The following is an 18,947-nucleotide window of genomic DNA, read 5'->3' on the forward strand; positions in this document are numbered from 1 at the left end:
CGGTCAGCGTTACGTCAGCGCATGCCGATGATCGTCTGGGTGAGCTGCGAAGCCCCCTCGATCGCTTTGGCATTCGCCTGAAAATTGCGCTGCGCGGCCATCAGCATCACCAGTTCCTCGGTGATATCGACGTTCGAGCGTTCGAGCGCGCCCGAGCGGACTGCGCCCATCGGGCCGTTGGTCGCGGCGTCGATCGTCGGCGGACCGCTTTCGCCCGTCGACTGCCAGTGCGCATCACCCGTCGGACGCAGGCCCGACATCGTCGGGAAGGTCGCCATCGCGACTTTACCGAGCTTCTGGTCTTCACCGTTCGCAAAGGTCGCGGTGACGAGGCCGTCGAGGCCGATCGTGACGTTGACGAGACCCGAAGCCGGATCGCTTGGCGCACCCGTGGGCAGGCGGAGGTCGAAGGCGCCGGCGAGCGTGTTATTGGTGACATTGCCGTTCGCATCGATCGGCAGCAGCTGCAGCTTCGCGCCCGTCGAATCGATGACATAACGGTCGGGGGTCGGTTCGAACGCGCCGTTGCGCGTATAGGAGATGGCTTCGCGCGGCGGCTCGCCCTTCACGATGAACATGCCTTCGCCAACGATCGCGAGGTCGAGCGTCTTTTCGCTCGCTTCGTACGACCCTTGCGTGAACTGCTGGGTGATGCCGTTGAGGCGCGTGCCCTGCCCCGCGATCATCTTGGTCGACTGCGTCGGTGACGAGGCGAAGATATCGCCGAACTGCGCCTTGCTGCGTTTGAAGCCGATCGCACCGGCGTTCGCGATGTTGTTCGAGATGACCGACATATCGGTCTGGGCGCCCTTGAGGCCCGAAAGCGAAGTATAGAATGACATGGAACGATCCTTCTTAGGTGGTGGGGGGAGTCGGCGCCGGGGTGGCAGCCTTGATGTCCTTGAGCAGCTGGGTCTGCGCCGTGAGCTGCTCCGAAATCTTGGCGAGTGCGGTGTTGGTATCGCTGATCCCGGCAAGGCTCGAGAATTGCGCCATCTGCGCAACCATCTGCTGGTTATCGACCGGGTTGAACGGATCTTGATGCGATAGCTGCGCGGTCATCAGGCGCAGGAAATCGCTCTGCCCCATCTGCTTGCCGCCCTTGGGTTGAAGCACGACGTTGCTGTTGTTGGTGATGCTGTTGACGCTCATCTTACTGTCCCATCCTGAGAGTTTCGTTGATCAGGCCCTTTGCGGTTTCGAGGACCTGGACATTGTTCTGATATTGGCGGGCGGTCTCGACCATCTCGACCAGCTCGGCGGCGCTATCGACCGCTGCTTCCCAGACGTTGCCGTCCTTGTCGGCGAGCGGGTTCGACGGATCGTGCCGTTTCGACGGCGCCATTTTCGACGTCGTGACCTGGTCGATCTGGACCGTCGCGCGGCCTTGGCCGTCCATCACGGTACGAAAGACGGGCTTCAGCGACCGGTACGCGCCCGCCTCGCTGCCTGCGGTCGTTCCCGCGTTGGCGAGGTTCGACGCAGTGGTGTTGAGCCGGACGAGCTGCGCCGACATCGCGCGACCGCTGATGTCGAAGACGGAGAAATTGCCGTTCATCGTCATTCGCCCTTGATCGCGCGGGTCAGCGTGTTGACGCGGCCGCTGAGGAACGCGAGGCTCGACCGGTAGGCGAGCGCGTTTTCGGTAAAGGCCGTCTGCTCGGTCGCCATTTCGACCGTATTGCCGTCGAGCGACTCCTGAACCGGGACGCGATACGAAATCGCGCCGTCGGTCGAGCCACCCTGCTGGGCAAGGTCGAGCGCCTTGGAAAAGTCGAGGTCGCGCGCCTTGTAATTGGGCGTCGCCGCATTGGCGATGTTCGACGCGAGCATCATCATGCGCTGGCTGCGCAGCTGGAGCGCCGTCGCGTGCAGGCCAAAGAGTTTCTCGGATGCCATCATCACATTCCTTCTCACCGTTGTCCGTCCCGGCTCGCAGCCGGCGCAGACGCGCGGAAACAACAAGGCTTACTGCAATGGCCGTGCCAAACATATTTTTCATATATTTTTCATCCACTTAAATAGATGATCGCTCGCCACGCGCGGGCGCTCGTCAAAAATCTGACGATCCGGCGTTCCGCCGCGAGAAAAGGCGCACCAAAGCGCGACTGGCACGCTTCCTGCAAAATATCGGGCAATCGATTGAACCCGAAGGAGATGGACTATGTCCCGCAAAACTCTCGCGCGCCTCGTCGGCCTGGCCGCATGCGCTTTCGCCGCCCCGCTCGCCGCGCACGCGCAACAGGGCAATGAGGACTGGCAGACCGTCGACACGCTGACCAACATGGTCGCCAATGCGATGGGCCGCACGGCAACCCCGGTCGATCGCCGTATCAAGCTGGCGCGCTGCCCCGAACAGGCGTCGGTCACCGCGATCGACGCGCAGACGCTCGCCGTCCGCTGCGCCTCGCTCGGCTGGCGTTTGCGCGTGCCGATGACGGCCCCTGCCGATGCCGTACCCGCCGCGGCAAGCTTTACCCGTCCTGCGGCCGGCGCCCCTGTTATCCGCCGCGGCGACAATGTCCGTGTTACGATCGAAACCGAAAGCTATTCGATCAGCTATGCCGCCATCGCGACGCAGGACGGCCGCGTCGGCGAGACGATCGCACTCCGTGGCAACGACAGCAAGTCGATGCTCAGCGCCACCGTCACCGGACCCGGCCGCGCGCACCTCGACAACTGAGCTTCGCTTCACTTACCGCCCAACGGCCCGGTCGCTGTCGGCTTTCCGACGCGGCCGGGCCTTTCTTTATCTTTTTGCGGCAGACCGCCTTAATCGCTGCCGCCAGCATCCGTTAAAGCCTTCGTGAACCGCGCCGTCACTTTTCTGACGGCACCGGATGGAGGCAAGCATGTCGGGTGACAGCAAGATAGGACCAGTCGGCGGCATCGGCCGCACCGGCCCGCTGCGTAGAGTCGCCAGCGAGGCGGCCGCCCCGATGCGCGCCCCTGCGCAGCTCCAGCCGGCGCAGGACGGCCTGCCGACCGCACGCCTGACGCGTCTGGCGAGCAGCCTCGCCGATCAGGCACCGCCGGTCGACGTCGCACGCGTGGCATCGCTGCGCACCGCGATCGCGGGAGGCAGTTATGGCGTGCATTCGGCGATCATCGCGAGCGCGATGCTCGATTTCCACAGCGGAGCCGAATGATGCTGGCCGAGATGGATGAAATCGAAACGCGGTTGAGCGCGCTAGTCGGCGCCCTCGACGGGCACGACGCCAGCGCCATCATCGCGGCGACCGAAGAGCTTGCGACCGCCGTGATCCTGTTTCGCGGTGCGAACATCCCGGCGGGCAGCGAATTGCGCGCCCGCGCGCTGATCGGCAAAACCCTCGGCCAGCTCGAAGCGGCCGCGATGCGCGTCAATATCCTGAAGAACTGGACGCGTCAGAGGATTGACAGGAGCCACGAGATCCGTGGCACCCAGCCGCGTGGAGCGGCATTAAGCTACTGATAACCATGTAGCTTCCTGCCACTTCTGCGAAATGGCACGATGATTGCTTTTGGTCTGCTGAACCAGCGGAACCCAAAGCATGAACGCAATCAACAATCCCCAGGGCTCGACCCGCATCGCCGCACCCGTGATGGATGCGGTGCAGAATGCGTCGGCGCGAACGGGTATCGATTTCGACTATCTGGTCGACGTTGCGCGCGTCGAAAGCGGGTATAATCCGACCGCGAAAGCCTCGACCTCGTCGGCGCGCGGGCTCTATCAGTTTACCAAGCAGACCTGGCTCGCGACGCTCGACCGGCATGGCGCGAACCACGGCCTCGCCTGGGCGGCCGACGCGATCGGCCGCGATGCGTCGGGGCGCTTATCGGTCGCCGACCCCACGCTCCGCCAACAGATTCTCGATCTGCGCGACGACCCGACCGCGTCGTCGAACATGGCCGCCGCGCTTACCAGCGACAATCGCGAATATATCGAAAGCCGGATCGGCCGCAGCGCCGAACCGGTCGACCTGTATCTTGCGCATTTCCTTGGCAGCGGCGGCGCCGCCAAATTCCTTTCCGCGCTCGACGCAAACCCCGACCAGCCCGGCGCATCGATGATGCCCGAGGCCGCGGCCGCCAACCGGTCGGTCTTTTATGGCCCCGACGGCAGCATGCGCAGCCTCGCCGAGATCCGCGAACGTTTTCGCGTGAAGCTCGAAAACGGCGGCAAGATCGAAAATATGAAGCCCTTCGCCCCCGCCGGCTGGCACGCGCAAGCGAGCAGTTCAAGCGGCCTGGCGGGCACGGGCGGTGGCGGACGTCCGCCGCTGCAGATGATGGATATCCAGCCAATGCCACAAAAACTCTCGATGGGCTTTGCCGCCGACGCTTATCGGCGGCTCGCGTCGCTGTCGGGAGGCACGGCATGACCGCCGGCTTCAACCTCCGCAATATCGGCCGGATCGCCGGGGCCTCGGCGTTGCCGGCGGGGATGCTGATCCTCGTCGGTTTGATGGTAATCCCGGTTTCGCCGTTGATCCTCGACATCAGCTTCGTCGCCAATATCATGATCAGCCTCGCGATCCTGATGGTCGCCCTGTCGGCGGCAAAGCCGCTCGACTTTTCGTCGTTCCCGACCGTCCTGCTTCTCGCGACCTTGTTCCGCCTCGCGCTCAACGTCGCCTCGACGCGCGTCGTGCTTGTCCACGGACACGAGGGCACCGCAGCGGCGGGCCATGTGATCGAAGCGTTCGGGCAGGTGCTGATCGGCGGCGATTATGTCGTCGGCCTGTTTGTCTTTTTCGTGCTGATGATCATCAACATGGTCGTGATCACCAAGGGCGCGGGGCGCGTGTCCGAAGTGTCGGCGCGCTTCACGCTCGACGCATTGCCGGGCAAGCAGATGGCGATCGACGCCGATCTCAACGCCGGCCTGCTTACCCCCGAAGAGGCCAAGGCACGCCGCGTCGAAGTCGCGACCGAAGCCGATTTCTACGGCTCGATGGACGGTGCCTCGAAATTCGTGAAGGGCGACGCAATCGCGGGCCTGCTGATCCTGTTCGTCAACATCGTTGGCGGGCTGATTCTCGGCATTTTCAGCCACGGCCTCAGCTTTTCGGAAGCCGGCAGCAATTATGTCACGCTCGCGATCGGCGACGCGCTGGTTGCGCAGATACCGGCGCTGCTGCTCTCGATTGCCGCCGCGGCGATCGTCACCCGCGTCGCGTCGCCGTTCGACCTCAGCGGTCAGATCAGCAGCCAGTTCGCGTCGCCCACCGTCTGGATGGCGGTCGGCGCCATCCTGTTCATCCTCGGCATCGTCCCGTCGATGCCGCAGATGCTGATCCTGCCTGCCGCGGCCTTGTCCTTCGGTATCGGCTGGCAGCTCCGCCGGTCTGCGGCGGCCATCGCAGATGCCCCCGCGCCTGCGGCGCCCGCCCCCGACCCGTCACATATCGAGTGGGCCGACGTCAGCGACGCGAGCGCCTGCCAGCTCGAGATCGGCTATGCGCTTGTCACCCTCGTCGACGAACGCAAGGGCTCTCCGCTAATGACGCGCATCACCGGCATCCGCCGTCAATTGTCGAAGGAACTCGGCTTTGTCGTCCCGCCGGTGAAGGTCAGCGACGATCTGTCGCTGCCGGGCAACGTCTATCGCATCTCGGTCGCCGGGGTGATCGTCGGCGAAGACGAAGTCTTCCCCAATGAAATGCTCGCGCTCGATTCGGGCGATCTGGTCACCAAGGTCGTCGGCCGCCCGTGCAAGGATCCGACCTTTGGTCTCGACGCACTGTGGATCCCGAAGGCAATGCAGAATGACGCGATCGCCGCGGGTTATACCGTCGTCGATCCTGCGACGGTGGTCGCAACGCACCTCAACAACAGCATCGTCGGTTCGGCCGCCGAACTGTTCGGCATCGACGATGCACAGGCGCTGATCGAGAATCTCAAGGTCCATTATCCGCAGCTCGCGCAGAATCTGTCGCCGCAGGGCTATTCGTTGCCGCGCGTCGCAAGCCTCTGCAAATCCTTGCTCGTCGAGCGCGTGCCGCTGCGCGATTTCCGCAAGATCGCCGAGGCGATGGTATCGCTCGCTGCCCAGCAGCTGAACGAAATCGACCTGGTCGAAGCGGTGCGCCAGCGCATCGGCGCGCTGATCGTCCAGACGATCGTGCCGAGCCGGATGCCGCTGCCCGTCGTCACCTTCAGCCCCGAGGTCGAGATACTCCTTAATCAGGCCGTGCGTGCCAACCCCGCCGCCGAATGGCCGTTCGAGCATGGCATGGCGATGACGATCATCGAACAGGTCGGTCAGGCCGTCGAGCCGCTGCTGTTGCAGACGCGCAGCTTCGCGCTCGTCGCGTCACCGATCTGCCGCTCCGCGCTGTCGCGCCTCGTGCGCGCCACTTTCCCCGACGTTGCCGTCATTTCGTACCTCGAAATCCCGGCGAACAAGCAGACCGAAATTGTCGCGACGATCGGCGCCGAAGTGCCCCGCCTCGCGTCTGGGCCCGACGCCCACATGGAGGACCAAGTGCATGAGAATTGAGTCCGCCGAGCAGTTTGCCGGCACCATCGGCCGCGCGCCGCGCCCGCGTGGCTATGGCGAAAGCGTCGAGGTGCTGGTGGCGGAATATTCGCCGCTGGTCCGCAAGATCGCCTGGCAGGTCTTTTCGCGCGTGTCGCGAACGAGCGAGCTCGACGATCTGATCCAGACCGGCCTGATCGCGCTGATCGAGGCGAGCCGCCATTATGAAGAACGCGGTTTCGCCTTTGCCACCTATGCCTCGACCCGCATCCGCGGCGCGATGATCGACCAGCTACGCCGCGAGGCCGACGTCGGCCGCTCGGCCATGGTCGCGGCCAAAAGGCTGCAGGCGATGCGCGGCATGCTCGAACAGCAATTGATGCGCGCGCCCACGGCGGCCGAAATGGCGGTCGCATTCGACATGTCGGCCGAGGACTATTTCGCGCTCGAGCGCAACGCGACGCACGGTCGCTCGACATCGCTCGACGAGCTGACCGACATCGGCGCCTTCCTCGCGCCCGACGACGGCGTCGGCGCAGGCGAAACATGCGAACAGGAGGATTTGATGGGGGCGCTGCGCCAGTGCGTCAGCCGCCTGTCGGAGCGCGAACAGATGGTCCTGCAGCTCTATTTCTTCGAAGAACTCAACCTGCACGAAATCGGCCTGACGCTGGACGTCAGCGCCGCGCGCATTTGCCAGATCAAGCGCGAAGCGATGACCAAGGTCGACCGCATGATGCGCGAGATGACCGAATAGGTCGAGCGCACCGGGTATGACGCGCACGCCGCGCGCACCCGGTCTTGGGCAGATCAGGCAGCGAGTGCCTGCCCGGCCTGCGATGCGACACTGACTTTTTCGAAATAGGTCGCCATCCGTTCGGTCCCGCTGTCGGTGAGCCGGACAATCGTGCGGCGCCGGTCACGCTCGTCGATCGAGCGATCCACCAGCCCTCGCCGTTCGAGCCCGGCGATCATCCGCAGCCCCGACGACAAAGGAACCCCAGCGCCGGTCGCAAGATCGCTCGCGCTGAGCACGCGGCCATGCGTGCCCGCCAGCATCAGGTCGAGCATCATGTCCCAGGTCGGACCCGACATCTCGGCGCTGCCGAAATGGCTGCGACGTATCCGCCGGATCTGGATGCTCAGCGACAGCTGGTCGAGCAGCGCAGCCTTCGGCAAGCCTTCGCCATAGGCGCCGTCCGCCGGTCGCGCGACCGGCGACGATAGTTCCTCGCCGCGGCTTGCGAGCAGTTCCTGGATCTGGTCGACCCGCGATTTTAACTCGGCAATTTCTTGGTTCGAAAATTGCTGCATGTGATGATGCCCCCTGGGGAGCCACGCACACTAGGCCAAGGCTTCACTTCGCCGACTGGACGAACCCGATGCATAAATGATCAGCAGCAGGATCGGGTAGGATATATAAACCGAAAGGAGCGAATAGGGCCGCGCCAGTATCTCCGAGAACATGAACTTCTGGATATGACCGAAAATGGCAATCAGTTGCCATCCGGTGATCCAATAGGGCCAGAAACTCTGCGTCTTCAAGGATATGAACCAGAAGCTGAGCAGTACCAGCACGTCGATGATGAAGATATTCAGTTCAATATCGTTCCAGGTCGGGAAAGGAGTCACGGCACTGGTGAGGACCGAAGCAATCAAGGCGGTATAGGCCGCCCACCGCTCAAGGGGGCCGCCGCGTCGAAGCGCGACGGCCACCGTGATGAGCAGAACAATGTAGTAGATTGCGACGGACCACATCGTGGCTGTCAACCTTTCCCGTCGATCACGATGCCTTGGCGAGCCGGCGGGCGGCGACGTCCGCGCCCGACAGATCGTTGCTGCCTTCGTCGACCAGCTTCGCTTCGGCCGGCTTGACGCCCGCACCGAACATCCGCGTGCCCAGCCCGACTTCCTTCTGCGTCACGGTCAGCGCCAGATGCGCGTCGGTCAACAGCTGACGGACCTCGCCCGCAGCGGCCAGCGCGTGCGCGACCTTGGACATGGCTTCCTGGCCGACGATTGCCGACATTTTGGTTTCGCGCCGCGCCGTGGGCAGCGTTGCCGCGAGTTGGGCGATACGGATCATCGCTTCGTCGATGGCGTCTTCGGCGAGGTGAAGATCGGATGCGATCTTTTTCGCCGCTGAAACTCGTTGATTCAGCATTTTCTTTTTCCTTGAAAAAGAATGCTACCGGTTCCCCCCCGCAGCATTCGCTTCGAACATCAGGTCATCACACGACCAAGTCCGACAAGGATCGAATAGAGGGCAGAAAAAGCCAAAATCGTCGCAAAAGCGATCAGAATCGGCCAGATTATCCTTTCCATCAACCCATGCCGGTTGGCCGGCTGGGACGCGGTAGGAAATGGCGAACCGATGTCGAATAGCCGCCGAAACGAACTGCGCCCCGGCTTGGCATCGGCGGCGGGAGTAACATCGCCTAGGTCCATCAGTTGATATGTCAAAGGCTGATAAGGGGTAACATGATCGAAGACACCGTTAACCGCCAGAACCCGTGCTGCCTCTATCCTGTTAGAAACATTAAGCTTCTTTAATACGCGCCGCACACGCTCGTCGACGGTGTGCGGTGAAACATGCATCAAGCGCGCGATCTGCTTGGAATTTTTATGCTCATAAACGTGCCGCAACGTTTCAATCTGCGCCGCAGACAGCAGGCTTATGTAATTGTCAGGGTCGCCTTGCACGCGGTTGGAATAGAGCATCACGAGTCGAAATCAAGGTCGGTAGAAACCTAATTTCCCACCTGGTCCATTCCCGGTTACCGATTCGGCACACCTTCCGCTGCCGGGAATCCTCCGCCCGATCGCCCCTGCGCTATCGCCCGTCCTTGAGCGTGCGATAGCGCAGGATCGATTTTTCGATATGGCGGCGCGCGGCACGGCGCGCGGCGACCGGATCGCTCGCCTCGATCGCAGTGACGATCGCCTCGTGATCGCAATTGATCGTGTGGGCATAGCGCTGATGCCGGACCGGATCGTCGCCCTGCAGATAGAGCCGCCGCGACGGCACGAGCCGCACCCCGAGAAACTGGGTGAACCGCAGGAAATAGGGGTTTCCCGTCGCGCTGGCGATCGCTGCGTGAAAGGCCGCATCGGCGGCGACCGACGCATCGACATCGCTGCTTTCCTCCATGGCAGCCAGCGTGCGCCGCAGTTCGGCAAGATCCTGCTCCGTGCGGCGGCGCGCCGCGAGGTCGGCCATCTCGGCCTCGAACCCCACTCGCATTTCGAGCAGCTTCAGCACATCGTCGATCTCGCCGATTTCCTCGGCGGTGACCTGAAATGCGCGATATTGCGCGCCATCGGGAACATAAGCGCCCGATCCGCGGCGCGATTCGAGCAGGCCGCGCGCGGCAAGCCGCGAATAGGCCTCGCGCACCACCGTCCGGCTGACGCCGAAATCCTCGGTGATCGCTTTCTCGGTCGGGAATCGCGACCCGGGCGGCATATCGCCCGTTTCGATACGCTCCTCGAAGCGCTGGACCAGATCGTCCGCCAGTGACGCCGCCTTGGTTACCGCCATGCACCGGTGCCTATCATCGCGCTGCCATCCTGGCTAGGGCTCGAAGCCGGGTCGCTGGGCATCGACATAGGCCTGCCACATATGTCTCGTCGCGAAATCGCCGCCGCCATCCCACGCCGCGCCGCTATAATAGACGAAGGGCTTCCCCGGCCGGACCCGGACGAGGATCAGATAATTGTCGGCATCTTCGGCAAAGCCCGCGAAGGCAGACGGGTCGACAATGACGGCCGCCGCCATACGGCCCTTGTCGCCGTCGGCAGGACCCCACCAGGTCAAACGCGCAGCCGCTTCGTCCTTCTTTACCTCGCCCGATTTTCCGCCATTGATCGGCCGTTTCGAAATGCCGATGCCGACGATCATCCCGGCATCGCTGCTCGATGCGATGGTCGAGGTCAACCGTGTGAAATTGGTCCCGGCGGGCAAGGTGAAGCGCCGCGTTTCGCGCACCGTGCGAAGGGTATCGACCGGCCACGGTTCGTAGTCGACGATGAAATCGGCGACATCCGGCCCGGCGGAAAGAATGCGGGGACGGACATAGTTGCGCGAGGTCCACAGTTTGTTGTCGTACCAGACACCCAGCCCGCCGATTCCGCGTCCGGTCCCGACATTATAGAAATCGAGCCCCTCGCCATGGTCGCTGTGCTGATCGCCGGTTCGGAGCTGCCGATCCATCCACGGCCAGCGCACACGCTTTCCCCACGCGTCGATCCCCGACGACGACGGCGGTTCGGCCTGTTCGAGCGCACGACTATAGATGCGAAATGCGATGCGGTCGTTTTCCCAGAGCAGATCGCCATAACGATAGCCGGCGACCACTGCCGCCGCGCGCGCCTTTTGCTCGTCCGCCGTCGCCGGGCGCAGCGGCAGATGCTCCTGCGCGACGACAGGCGCGGCAAGCAGTATCGGAAAGAGCAGCGAAGCGCGCATTACCATCCATCCTTCCCATTCAGCGCCAAAGTTGTCTGACAACCTATTGACAGGGTCGCGCCAAAAGGGAAAGACATATGTGAACGGTATCAACAGATGCCGAGGGATATGGGAGCGGAATGTGACGCGAAGCGGTTGGCTCACGCTGGTGAGCGCGATGGCTCTGGCGGCGGCGGGAGGAGCTGCTGCGCAGGAGGGCATTGCACATCCCGATCGCTGGCCGGAGATCGCTGCACACGCGCCCGATACGGCAATCGAAGCCCGCATCGATGCGCTACTCGCCGCCATGTCGCTCGAACAGAAGGTCGGCCAGATCATCCAGGGCGATATCGGCAGCACCACGCCCGACGACGTCGCCACTCATCATCTCGGTTCAATCCTCAACGGCGGCAGTTCGTCACCCGGCGGGGACGAGTTCGGCCCCGCCTCGACGTGGGTTGCAGCGGCCGATGCCTATTACGACGCGTCGATGCGCCCGAACGGCGACTTGCCGCGCATCCCGGTGATCTGGGGATCGGACGCTGTCCACGGCCATAACAATATCGTCGGCGCGACGCTCTTCCCGCACAATATCGGGCTCGGCGCGGCGCGGAACCCAGCGTTGATGGAAAAGATCGGTCAGATCACTGCGATCGAGATGCGCGTTACCGGTCTCGACTGGACCTTTGCGCCGACGATTGCGGTCGCACGCGACGATCGCTGGGGGCGCACCTATGAAAGCTTTGGCGAAGACCCCGCGATAGCGACAAGCTATGCTGCAGCGCTCGTCCACGGACTGCAAGGACGGCGCGGCGATGCCAATTGGCTCAAGGGGCCGCATATCATCGCCACCGCCAAACATTTCCTTGGCGACGGTGGCACCGACGGCGGCCGCGACCGTGGCGACACCCAGGTAGCCGAAGCCGAACTGATCCGCCTCCACACCCCCGCCTATGTCGCGGCACTCAAGGCCGACGTGCAGAGCGTGATGGCGAGCTTTTCGGGATGGAATGGCGTCAAGATGCACGGCAACGCCAGCCTGCTGACCGGCGTACTGAAGCAGCGCTGGCGGTTCGACGGGCTCGTTGTCGGGGATTGGGACGGCCATGCCAAGGTACCCGGCTGCGCCCCCACCGACTGCCCCGCGTCGATCGTCGCCGGGCTCGATATGTATATGGGACCGGCGAGCTGGAAAGGGCTTTACGCCTCGACGCTCGTCGCCGCACGGTCGGGCGAACTGCCGATGGCACGGCTCGACGACGCCGTGCGCCGTATATTGCGCGTGAAGCTGCGCGCCGGATTGTTCGAAGCAGGCAAGCCGTCGACGCGCGAATATGCGGGCCGCACCGACCTGCTCGGCGCGTCCGATCATCGCGCGGTGGCGCGGCAGGCGGTACGGGAATCGCTCGTGCTGCTGAAAAACGCCGGCATTCTTCCGCTCAAGCCCGATGCGCGCATCCTCGTCGCAGGCGACGGCGCCGACAATGTCGCCAAGCAGTCGGGCGGCTGGACCCTGACATGGCAGGGTACGGGCACCAAGCCCGAGCATTTCCCCGGCGCGACATCGATCTTCGCCGGGGTGCGCGACACTGTGACGGCAGGCGGCGGTAGCGCCGAACTGTCGGTGGAGGGCCGCTTCACGACGAAACCCGACGCTGCGATCATCGTGTTCGGCGAGGATCCTTATGCCGAATTCCAGGGCGACCGCGCCGATCTGTATTTCGACGACACGCGTGGAACCCTTGATACGATGAAACGGCTGAAGGCCGCCGGCATTCCGGTGGTCGCCGTCTTCCTCTCGGGCCGCCCGCTGTGGGTCAATCACCACATCAACGCCGCCGATGCCTTCGTCGCCGCCTGGCTTCCGGGCTCGGAAGGCGGCGGTATTGCCGATGTCCTGTTTGGCAAAGCCGACTTCAAGGGCAAGCTGCCCTTCTCGTGGCCCGCCGATGCGAAGGGGGCGCCGCTCAATATAGGCGACGCCGGTTACAGGCCGCTCTTTGCTTTTGGCTATGGCCTCAAGCTCGCCGATCGCAGCCCGTCCGCCGCCCTCTCCGAAGACCCTGGCATCATCGTCGAACAGCGCCTCACCGGCCCGATCTTCACGCGCGGCCGCGCGACCGGCACGCGCCGGCTCCAGATCGACGGCGCGAACGACAGCCCGCAGGCGATCAGCGGCGCCGCCGACAATGGCGCCATCGCCGTCCGTCCGGTCGACCGCGATGCGCAGGAGGACGCCCGCGAGATACTCTGGTCGGGACGTGCGCGCGGGACACTGATCGTCGCCAACCCGCGCGCTGCCGACCTGTCGGGCGCCGGGCCGCTCGCGCTGACGCTCGACCTGCGTGTCGATCGGGCGCCGACGGCACCCGCCACGCTGGAGGTCCGCTGCAGTCCCGGTTGCACGGCGCGTCTCGACATCGCCGGTCGCCTCGCCGCCATCGCCGGTCGCGGCTGGCAGAGCGTGTCGATCCCGCTCGCCTGCCTGCCGGGTGCACGGCTCGATAGCGTTATCGTACCCTTCGCGCTGTCGTCGAGCACCCCGATGCGCCTCACCCTGTCTTCGATCACCCTTACCCCTGCAAAGGATATGACATGTCGCTGAGCCTCCTTGCCCCGCTCATGATGGTGAGCGCGCCCGCCGCCGAGGCCCCCGCAGAGCCTGTGATGCCGCAGCCCGCAGCGATCCTCGCAGCAATGCGCGGGGTCGCCGACTGGCAGCTGACGCATCGCGAAGCATGGGACAAGATGCCCGCGGCGCGGCCGAGTGTGCGCGAACCGCGCGACTGGCAGCAGGCGACCTTCTGGGTCGCGCTCACCGACCTTGCGGAACGTGACGCCCGCTACCGCGACCCGGTCGTCGAACTTGGCCGCGCGCAGAAATGGCAGCTCGGCAAGCTCGCCTTTCACGCCGACGACCAGCTGATCGCGCAGGCGTGGGAATGGGCGGCGCGCAACGGTGCCGGCGCCGAGGCGCTCGTCCCGGCGCGCGCCTATTTCGACAATGTCTTCGCGAATCGCCGCACGAACAGCCTCGAATTCATTCCCACCCAGCCCGGCGGCGGCTATTCACTGTGCACCGAACGCTGGTGCTGGTGCGACGCCTTATTCATGGCGCCGCCGACAATGCTGCGGATCGGCAAAGCCGTCGGCGACAAACGCTATGCGGAGTTCGTCCATGCCGAGTGGAAGACGACCACAGACTATCTCTACGACCCGGGTGAAAATCTCTATTTCCGCGACAGCCGCTTTTTCGACCAGCGCGATGCCAAGGGACGCAAGCTGTTCTGGAGCCGCGGCAACGGCTGGGTGATGGGCGGCCTCGTCCGTGTGCTGCAGGTCCTGGACAAGGACGATCCGCAGCGACCCTATTATGAGAAACTGTTCAAGCAGATGGCGGCGAAGCTCGTCACGCTGCAAAAGGCCGACGGCTATTGGCCGGCGTCGCTGCTCGACAACGACCCCGGCACGCCGCCCGAAACGAGCGGCACCGCTTTCTTCACCTATGCCTTCGCATGGGGCGTCGACAAGGGTCTGCTCGACCGCAAAGTCTATGAACCCGCTGCCGTCCGCGGCTGGCACGCGCTCGGCCGCGCGGTGCAGCCCGACGGCATGCTCGGCTGGGTCCAGCAGGTCGGCGACCGGCCCGACAGCGTGTCCGCGCAGGAAACGCAATTCTACGGGTCCGGCGCCTTTCTGCTCGCCGGAACCGCAATGTACGACCTAGCGCAAAAGCGCGCGGGCCGCTGATCCGCAGCGCCACTCCGTACCAGTCGCCGATCCGTCTTCGGCATGGGGCAATTGACTTGCGCGGACCAAGTTGTATTACATCTAAAATTGATACCGGTGTCATTGTCATGTTGCGAAATGACACCGGTATCAATCGGGTAAATCGCCGGCACGTCGACCGGCGGCACAGGGAGAGAATATATGTCACGATCGGTCATGATGGCGCGCGGAGCGCTGCTCGCGTCGGCCGCGCTTGTCGCCGCTACCCCCGTCTGGGGCCAGGACACGGCCGACCCCGAAGCCGGCGACACGCAGGCGGCATCCGGCGACGCCGGTTCGGGGGACGAAATCCTCGTCACCGGCACGCGCGCAACCCAGCGCAGCTCGATCGCCTTCAAGCGCGACGCCGACGTCGTCGTCGACGGGCTCGTCAGCGACGAGATTGGCGCGACCCCCGACAATTCGGTCGGCGACACGCTCGAGCGCATCGTCGGCGTGTCGGCAGACCGCTTCAAGGGCAACGCCAACGAGCTGTCGGTGCGCGGTCTGGGACCGACCTTGAGCTTCTCGACCTTCAACGGGCGCGAGGTATCGACCGCGGGGCCCGATCGTTCGGTCGCCTTCCAGCAATTTCCGTCCGAACTCGTCAACGGCGTTCTCGTCTACAAGACCCAGCGCGCCGACTTCCTCGAGGGCGGTGTCGGCGGGGTCATCGAACTCAAATCGATGAAACCCCTCGATTATGGCAAGCGCCGCATCCAGTTCGAGGTGCGCGGCGATTTCCAGCCGCAGGACAATGACGTCTATCAGCACGACGGGCTCGGCTATCGTGCCAATTTCTCCTACACCGACCAATTCTCGACCGGCATTGGCGATATCGGCATTTCGATCGGTTACCAGCGGCAGGACACGTCGACTCCGGAAGATTATTACAACGCCAACGCGACCTTCCAGCTCTGCAACACGGCAGCGACCAACGGCGCGACGAACACCGCGAACTGCACATTCGCGACCGCTCCGCGCAATGCGACCGAAACGATCGTCGCCCCCTATTTCGCCAATTCGTCGCGCAGCTTCCGTACGCAGAAGACCTCCGAAGTGCGCGATGGCCTGATCGGCGCGATCCAGTGGCGCCCCTCACCCGATTTCGAGATTTCGATCGACGGCCAATATTCGAAACGCAACAGCCTCGAGGACCGCAACGTCCTGGGGATCACCGAAGGGCTGCGCGGGGTCCAGCCGCTGATTATCGGCAACGGCAGCAACGGCTATTCGTCCGGCGCGCTGATGAGCTATCGCGGCAATTCAAACCTCGAAAACCAGCTCGAAACACGCCAGCGCAACGAAGAATATCTGGGCGGCGGCCTCAGCCTCATCTGGTCACCCGACCGCTGGAACGTCGCCTTCGACGCCTCTTATTCGAACAGCCATCGTACCGAAACGCAGAAGCAGACGCGTATGCGCTCGACGCGCCGCGTCGGCTATACACTGACCTATGTGGACGACGATGTCGTGCCGGTCGTCGCGTTCGACAATTTCGACATCACCGACCCCAACCTGTTCCTCGCGACCGCAAACACAGCAGTTTATGCGCGCAATCGTTTCGTCACCGACCGCACCGACCGCATCTGGGCGGCGCGGCTGGACATCGACCGCGAACTCGACGGTTTCATCACCGGCATCAAATTCGGCGGCCGCGTCTCGGATCACCAGCGCACCAACGACAATGCGCGCAACAACGACCTCAACACGATCCCGGGCAACGCTGCGACGGTCACCGCGCTGATCACGCAGGCGAACCAGCAGTGCCGCACCCCCTTCACCACCACTTCGTATATGAAGGATATGGGGACCAACGTCACACGCTGGGCGAGCTTCGACAATGACTGCCTGTTCCGCACCTTTGCCGGCAACGACGATGCGCTGCCCTATCCCGCCGACGGCCGCGACCCGAGCGACATCGATGTCACCGAACGCATCTACGCCGCCTATGCGATGGCGAATTTCGCGTCCGACGCGGGCAGCGTGCCGTTCAGCGGCAATGTCGGGCTGCGCTGGGTCAAGACCGACATCACGTCGGTCGGATTCCGCCAGCCGTACCGGCTGACCATCGACAGCGGTAACGACAGCTATGTCATCGCGGTCGATCCGGCAGGACAGCTTGCGACCAACACGGGCAAGGGCAGCTATAATTATTTCCTGCCGAGCGCGAACATCGCCTTCGACCTGTCGCAAGAGGTCAAATTGCGCCTCGCGGCCTACCGCGCCATCGCGCGGTCGGGGATCGAAAGCTTCGGCGCGGGAATCAACCTGACCCCGGGACCCGGGACCGGCGTCGGCAACATCATCTTCAACGCGACCACCGGCAACCCGAACCTCAAGCCGCTGCGCGCGTGGAACCTCGACGCCAGCCTTGAGCTTTATGCGTCGAAGGATACGCTGATCTCGGTCGCGGGCTATTATAAATGGGCAAAAGGCACCGTGATCGGCCGCTCCGAGCCGATCCCCACCGACATCTCTGTCACCACGATCCGCGACAATGGTGCACCGGTGACGGAAACGGTCACCATCAGCCCGGTCGCGCCGACCAATGACCTCGAAACCCGCCACCTCTATGGTGTCGAGGCGACCGCAAGCCATGCCTTCACCTGGCTTCCCGATCCGCTCGACGGGTTCGGCGTCCAGGGATCGGTCAATCGCGCCTTCGCCAATTTCGAATATCCCGACACCTCGCCGATCGCCGATTATGTCGACCCGGCAAACCTCGTCGGGCTGTCGAAATGGACCGCAAGCGGATCGGTGTGGTTCGAAAAATGGGGCCTCTCGCTGCGCGCCAACCTCCGCTACCGCTCGGGCTATTACAAGCCCAACGGCGGCACCAACCGCGCGATTCGCGGCGGCACCTATCTCAACCTGTCGGCGCAATACGACCTCACCAAAAATGTACAGGTCAAGCTGCAAGCGCTCAACGTCACGAACACGCAGGACATCATGTACAAGGGCGGATACGACAGCATCGCAGAGGTCTCGCGCAGCGGCCCGCAATATTTCTTCGGCTTCCGGGTCCGCCTCTGATGCGGATCGGGAGAGCGTTCCTCCAGCTTGCCCTCGCCACCGCCGTCGCGACCTTCCCGGCCGCGGCGGCGGATGCATCGCCCTCGGCGACCTGCCAGGCGAGCGAAGGCTATGCCGACATGTTCGACGGGCGCCGTACCTTCACGCTGCGCCCGGCCGACCTCAATGCGATCAAGGCGGCGCTGCAGAAGGATGCAGCGATCGGTGCGGCCTACCGCGATCTGATTGCGCGTGCCGACAAGGCGCTCGCTGCCAAGCCCGCGTCGGTAATGGACAAGCGCAGCATCCCCGTATCGGGCGACCGCCACGACTATGTGAGCCTCGCGCGCTATTGGTGGCCGAATCCTGCCGATACGAAGGGCCCCTATGTTCGCCGTGACGGCGACACCAATCCGGATATCGAAAGCAATCGCTTCGACCGCACCGCGCTCAGCCGCATGACGCGCGAGGCCGATACGCTTGCGCTCGCCTTTTATTATAGCGACGAGCGAAAATATGCCGAAGGCGCGGCACATGTAATCCGCACCTGGTTCCTCGATCCCGCAACGGCGATGAACCCGAACATGAATTACGCACAGGCCGTGCCGGGCGTCTCGAACGGCCGGCCCGAAGGCGTGCTCGACGGCGCGAGCTTCATCGCGGTCATCGACGCAGCCGGGCTGATCGCGCCGTCGGGTGCGCTGACGCCCGCCGAAACTGCGGCTCTCGAAGGCTGGTTTGCGCGCTATGTCGACTGGATGCTGAAAAGCCCCAATGGCAAGGACGAGGGCAAGGCGTCGAACAATCACGGGCTGTGGTACGACGCGCAGGTCGCGCGCTTCGCACTATTTGCGCGCAAGCCGGAAATCGCGCGCAAGATCGTCGCAGCGTTCCCCAAGGCGCGGATCGCGCGGCAGATCGACGCCGCGGGCGCGCTCCCTGCCGAACTCGGCCGCACGCGCAGCTTCCACTACTCGCTTTATGCGTTGGGTGCGGCCTACACCGTCGCCGACAGCGCGGCCTGTCTCGACACAGACCTCTATCGCGCCGAGGAAGACGGCCGCTCGCTCCGCAGGGCGACCGATTATGTCGCCGCCTATCGCGGCCGCGCCGCCGACTGGCCGTATAAGGAGCAGGGCTGGCCCGCCGGCACGCTCGACGAATTGCTCGTGCGCGCCGATAGTGCCTGGGGACCCGGCGCCTATCCGCGCAGCGCAAGCGGCGACCTGTTGCTGCGCTATCGCGTGCCCTAAG

The 18,947-nt window shown here is 64.0% G+C and carries 20 protein-coding genes; 10 read left to right on the forward strand and 10 right to left on the reverse strand.

The features are described from left to right. Nucleotides 1-14: 14 nt before the first annotated feature. Genes AC07NV_RS06540 through AC07NV_RS06555 form a run of 4 tightly spaced genes read right to left on the reverse strand, consistent with a single transcriptional unit; the run spans nt 15 to nt 1,902 of the window. Nucleotides 15-842, reverse strand: a complete 828-nt coding sequence (locus AC07NV_RS06540; protein WP_495165534.1) for a flagellar hook-basal body complex protein — start codon at nt 840-842, stop codon at nt 15-17. 13 nt (nt 843-855) lie between these two features. Then, complete coding sequence (locus tag AC07NV_RS06545; RefSeq protein WP_495165535.1) at nt 856-1,152, reverse strand: flagellar hook assembly protein FlgD; 297 nt, start codon at nt 1,150-1,152, stop codon at nt 856-858. Between the two features lies 1 nt (nt 1,153). Next, a complete protein-coding gene (gene flgC / locus AC07NV_RS06550) occupies nt 1,154-1,564 on the reverse strand; it encodes a flagellar basal body rod protein FlgC (RefSeq protein ID WP_495165536.1) in 411 nt (136 codons plus the stop codon). Then, nucleotides 1,561-1,902: a flagellar basal body rod protein FlgB gene (locus AC07NV_RS06555; protein ID WP_495165537.1), complete on the reverse strand. Its 342-nt coding sequence runs from the start codon at nt 1,900-1,902 to the stop codon at nt 1,561-1,563. Before AC07NV_RS06555 ends, flgC begins: the two co-directional genes overlap by 4 nt. A 262-nt stretch (nt 1,903-2,164) precedes the next feature. Between AC07NV_RS06555 and AC07NV_RS06560 the strand changes: the two genes are divergently transcribed. The 6 genes from AC07NV_RS06560 (at nt 2,165) to AC07NV_RS06585 (ending at nt 7,220) form a co-directional block, all read left to right on the forward strand. Then, on the forward strand, nt 2,165-2,683 hold the full coding sequence (locus AC07NV_RS06560; RefSeq protein WP_495165538.1) for a flagella basal body P-ring formation protein FlgA: 519 nt from the start codon (nt 2,165-2,167) through the stop codon (nt 2,681-2,683). 169 nt (nt 2,684-2,852) lie between these two features. Then, entirely contained in the window at nt 2,853-3,149 is a 297-nt protein-coding gene (gene flgM / locus AC07NV_RS06565) for a flagellar biosynthesis anti-sigma factor FlgM (protein ID WP_495165539.1), read from the forward strand. Continuing rightward, nucleotides 3,146-3,454 carry a hypothetical protein gene (locus tag AC07NV_RS06570; RefSeq protein ID WP_495165540.1) on the forward strand — a complete coding sequence of 103 codons (309 nt, stop codon included), beginning with the start codon at nt 3,146-3,148 and terminating at the stop codon, nt 3,452-3,454. Before flgM ends, AC07NV_RS06570 begins: the two co-directional genes overlap by 4 nt. A gap of 79 nt (nt 3,455-3,533) precedes the next feature. Continuing rightward, nucleotides 3,534-4,364: a transglycosylase SLT domain-containing protein gene (locus AC07NV_RS06575; protein WP_495165541.1), complete on the forward strand. Its 831-nt coding sequence runs from the start codon at nt 3,534-3,536 to the stop codon at nt 4,362-4,364. Then, nucleotides 4,361-6,484: a flagellar biosynthesis protein FlhA gene (gene flhA, locus AC07NV_RS06580; RefSeq protein WP_495165542.1), complete on the forward strand. Its 2,124-nt coding sequence runs from the start codon at nt 4,361-4,363 to the stop codon at nt 6,482-6,484. The genes AC07NV_RS06575 and flhA overlap by 4 nt, the downstream gene beginning before the upstream one ends. Next, nucleotides 6,474-7,220: a sigma-70 family RNA polymerase sigma factor gene (locus AC07NV_RS06585; RefSeq protein ID WP_495165543.1), complete on the forward strand. Its 747-nt coding sequence runs from the start codon at nt 6,474-6,476 to the stop codon at nt 7,218-7,220. The genes flhA and AC07NV_RS06585 overlap by 11 nt, the downstream gene beginning before the upstream one ends. Nucleotides 7,221-7,273: 53 nt before the next feature. Here AC07NV_RS06585 and AC07NV_RS06590 read toward each other — a convergent pair whose 3' ends face one another. The 6 genes from AC07NV_RS06590 to AC07NV_RS06615 all read right to left on the reverse strand — a co-directional run bounded on the left by AC07NV_RS06590 (nt 7,274) and on the right by AC07NV_RS06615 (nt 10,931). After that, nucleotides 7,274-7,777 carry a MarR family winged helix-turn-helix transcriptional regulator gene (locus tag AC07NV_RS06590; RefSeq protein WP_495165544.1) on the reverse strand — a complete coding sequence of 168 codons (504 nt, stop codon included), beginning with the start codon at nt 7,775-7,777 and terminating at the stop codon, nt 7,274-7,276. Nucleotides 7,778-7,807: 30 nt separating this feature from the next. After that, complete coding sequence (locus tag AC07NV_RS06595) at nt 7,808-8,221, reverse strand: hypothetical protein (protein ID WP_495165545.1); 414 nt, start codon at nt 8,219-8,221, stop codon at nt 7,808-7,810. Nucleotides 8,222-8,246: 25 nt separating this feature from the next. Further along, nucleotides 8,247-8,627, reverse strand: a complete 381-nt coding sequence (locus AC07NV_RS06600) for a hypothetical protein (protein WP_495165546.1) — start codon at nt 8,625-8,627, stop codon at nt 8,247-8,249. Nucleotides 8,628-8,686: 59 nt separating this feature from the next. After that, nucleotides 8,687-9,184 carry a response regulator transcription factor gene (locus AC07NV_RS06605; protein WP_495165547.1) on the reverse strand — a complete coding sequence of 166 codons (498 nt, stop codon included), beginning with the start codon at nt 9,182-9,184 and terminating at the stop codon, nt 8,687-8,689. A 112-nt stretch (nt 9,185-9,296) separates the two neighbouring features. After that, nucleotides 9,297-10,004: a FadR/GntR family transcriptional regulator gene (locus AC07NV_RS06610; RefSeq protein WP_495165548.1), complete on the reverse strand. Its 708-nt coding sequence runs from the start codon at nt 10,002-10,004 to the stop codon at nt 9,297-9,299. Nucleotides 10,005-10,037: 33 nt separating this feature from the next. Further along, nucleotides 10,038-10,931, reverse strand: a complete 894-nt coding sequence (locus tag AC07NV_RS06615) for a DUF4861 family protein (RefSeq protein ID WP_495165549.1) — start codon at nt 10,929-10,931, stop codon at nt 10,038-10,040. Nucleotides 10,932-11,052: 121 nt separating this feature from the next. Here AC07NV_RS06615 and AC07NV_RS06620 point away from each other — a divergent pair, with 121 nt between their 5' ends. The 4 genes from AC07NV_RS06620 to AC07NV_RS06635 all read left to right on the forward strand — a co-directional run bounded on the left by AC07NV_RS06620 (nt 11,053) and on the right by AC07NV_RS06635 (nt 18,946). Further along, nucleotides 11,053-13,515, forward strand: a complete 2,463-nt coding sequence (locus AC07NV_RS06620) for a glycoside hydrolase family 3 protein (protein WP_495165550.1) — start codon at nt 11,053-11,055, stop codon at nt 13,513-13,515. Further along, nucleotides 13,506-14,660 carry a glycoside hydrolase family 88/105 protein gene (locus AC07NV_RS06625; protein WP_495165551.1) on the forward strand — a complete coding sequence of 385 codons (1,155 nt, stop codon included), beginning with the start codon at nt 13,506-13,508 and terminating at the stop codon, nt 14,658-14,660. The genes AC07NV_RS06620 and AC07NV_RS06625 overlap by 10 nt, the downstream gene beginning before the upstream one ends. Nucleotides 14,661-14,840: 180 nt before the next feature. Then, nucleotides 14,841-17,714 carry a TonB-dependent receptor gene (locus AC07NV_RS06630; protein ID WP_495165552.1) on the forward strand — a complete coding sequence of 958 codons (2,874 nt, stop codon included), beginning with the start codon at nt 14,841-14,843 and terminating at the stop codon, nt 17,712-17,714. Then, nucleotides 17,714-18,946: an alginate lyase family protein gene (locus tag AC07NV_RS06635; RefSeq protein WP_495165553.1), complete on the forward strand. Its 1,233-nt coding sequence runs from the start codon at nt 17,714-17,716 to the stop codon at nt 18,944-18,946. Before AC07NV_RS06630 ends, AC07NV_RS06635 begins: the two co-directional genes overlap by 1 nt. Nucleotide 18,947: the final 1 nt, after the last annotated feature.

Source organism: Sphingopyxis sp. GW821-FHT10B01, from assembly GCF_059415685.1.

Excerpts from the sequence above, each read along its gene's own strand:
- AC07NV_RS06540 (WP_495165534.1), bottom strand. The coding sequence starts at position 842 with ATGTCATTCTATACTTCGCTTTCGGGCCTCAAGGGCGCCCAGACCGAT.
- AC07NV_RS06545 (WP_495165535.1), bottom strand. The coding sequence starts at position 1,152 with ATGAGCGTCAACAGCATCACCAACAACAGCAACGTCGTGCTTCAACCC.
- flgC (WP_495165536.1), bottom strand. The coding sequence starts at position 1,564 with ATGACGATGAACGGCAATTTCTCCGTCTTCGACATCAGCGGTCGCGCG.
- AC07NV_RS06555 (WP_495165537.1), bottom strand. The coding sequence starts at position 1,902 with ATGATGGCATCCGAGAAACTCTTTGGCCTGCACGCGACGGCGCTCCAG.
- AC07NV_RS06560 (WP_495165538.1), top strand. The coding sequence starts at position 2,165 with ATGTCCCGCAAAACTCTCGCGCGCCTCGTCGGCCTGGCCGCATGCGCT.
- flgM (WP_495165539.1), top strand. The coding sequence starts at position 2,853 with ATGTCGGGTGACAGCAAGATAGGACCAGTCGGCGGCATCGGCCGCACC.
- AC07NV_RS06570 (WP_495165540.1), top strand. The coding sequence starts at position 3,146 with ATGATGCTGGCCGAGATGGATGAAATCGAAACGCGGTTGAGCGCGCTA.
- AC07NV_RS06575 (WP_495165541.1), top strand. The coding sequence starts at position 3,534 with ATGAACGCAATCAACAATCCCCAGGGCTCGACCCGCATCGCCGCACCC.
- flhA (WP_495165542.1), top strand. The coding sequence starts at position 4,361 with ATGACCGCCGGCTTCAACCTCCGCAATATCGGCCGGATCGCCGGGGCC.
- AC07NV_RS06585 (WP_495165543.1), top strand. The coding sequence starts at position 6,474 with ATGAGAATTGAGTCCGCCGAGCAGTTTGCCGGCACCATCGGCCGCGCG.
- AC07NV_RS06590 (WP_495165544.1), bottom strand. The coding sequence starts at position 7,777 with ATGCAGCAATTTTCGAACCAAGAAATTGCCGAGTTAAAATCGCGGGTC.
- AC07NV_RS06595 (WP_495165545.1), bottom strand. The coding sequence starts at position 8,221 with ATGTGGTCCGTCGCAATCTACTACATTGTTCTGCTCATCACGGTGGCC.
- AC07NV_RS06600 (WP_495165546.1), bottom strand. The coding sequence starts at position 8,627 with ATGCTGAATCAACGAGTTTCAGCGGCGAAAAAGATCGCATCCGATCTT.
- AC07NV_RS06605 (WP_495165547.1), bottom strand. The coding sequence starts at position 9,184 with ATGCTCTATTCCAACCGCGTGCAAGGCGACCCTGACAATTACATAAGC.
- AC07NV_RS06610 (WP_495165548.1), bottom strand. The coding sequence starts at position 10,004 with ATGGCGGTAACCAAGGCGGCGTCACTGGCGGACGATCTGGTCCAGCGC.
- AC07NV_RS06615 (WP_495165549.1), bottom strand. The coding sequence starts at position 10,931 with ATGCGCGCTTCGCTGCTCTTTCCGATACTGCTTGCCGCGCCTGTCGTC.
- AC07NV_RS06625 (WP_495165551.1), top strand. The coding sequence starts at position 13,506 with ATGTCGCTGAGCCTCCTTGCCCCGCTCATGATGGTGAGCGCGCCCGCC.
- AC07NV_RS06630 (WP_495165552.1), top strand. The coding sequence starts at position 14,841 with ATGTCACGATCGGTCATGATGGCGCGCGGAGCGCTGCTCGCGTCGGCC.
- AC07NV_RS06635 (WP_495165553.1), top strand. The coding sequence starts at position 17,714 with ATGCGGATCGGGAGAGCGTTCCTCCAGCTTGCCCTCGCCACCGCCGTC.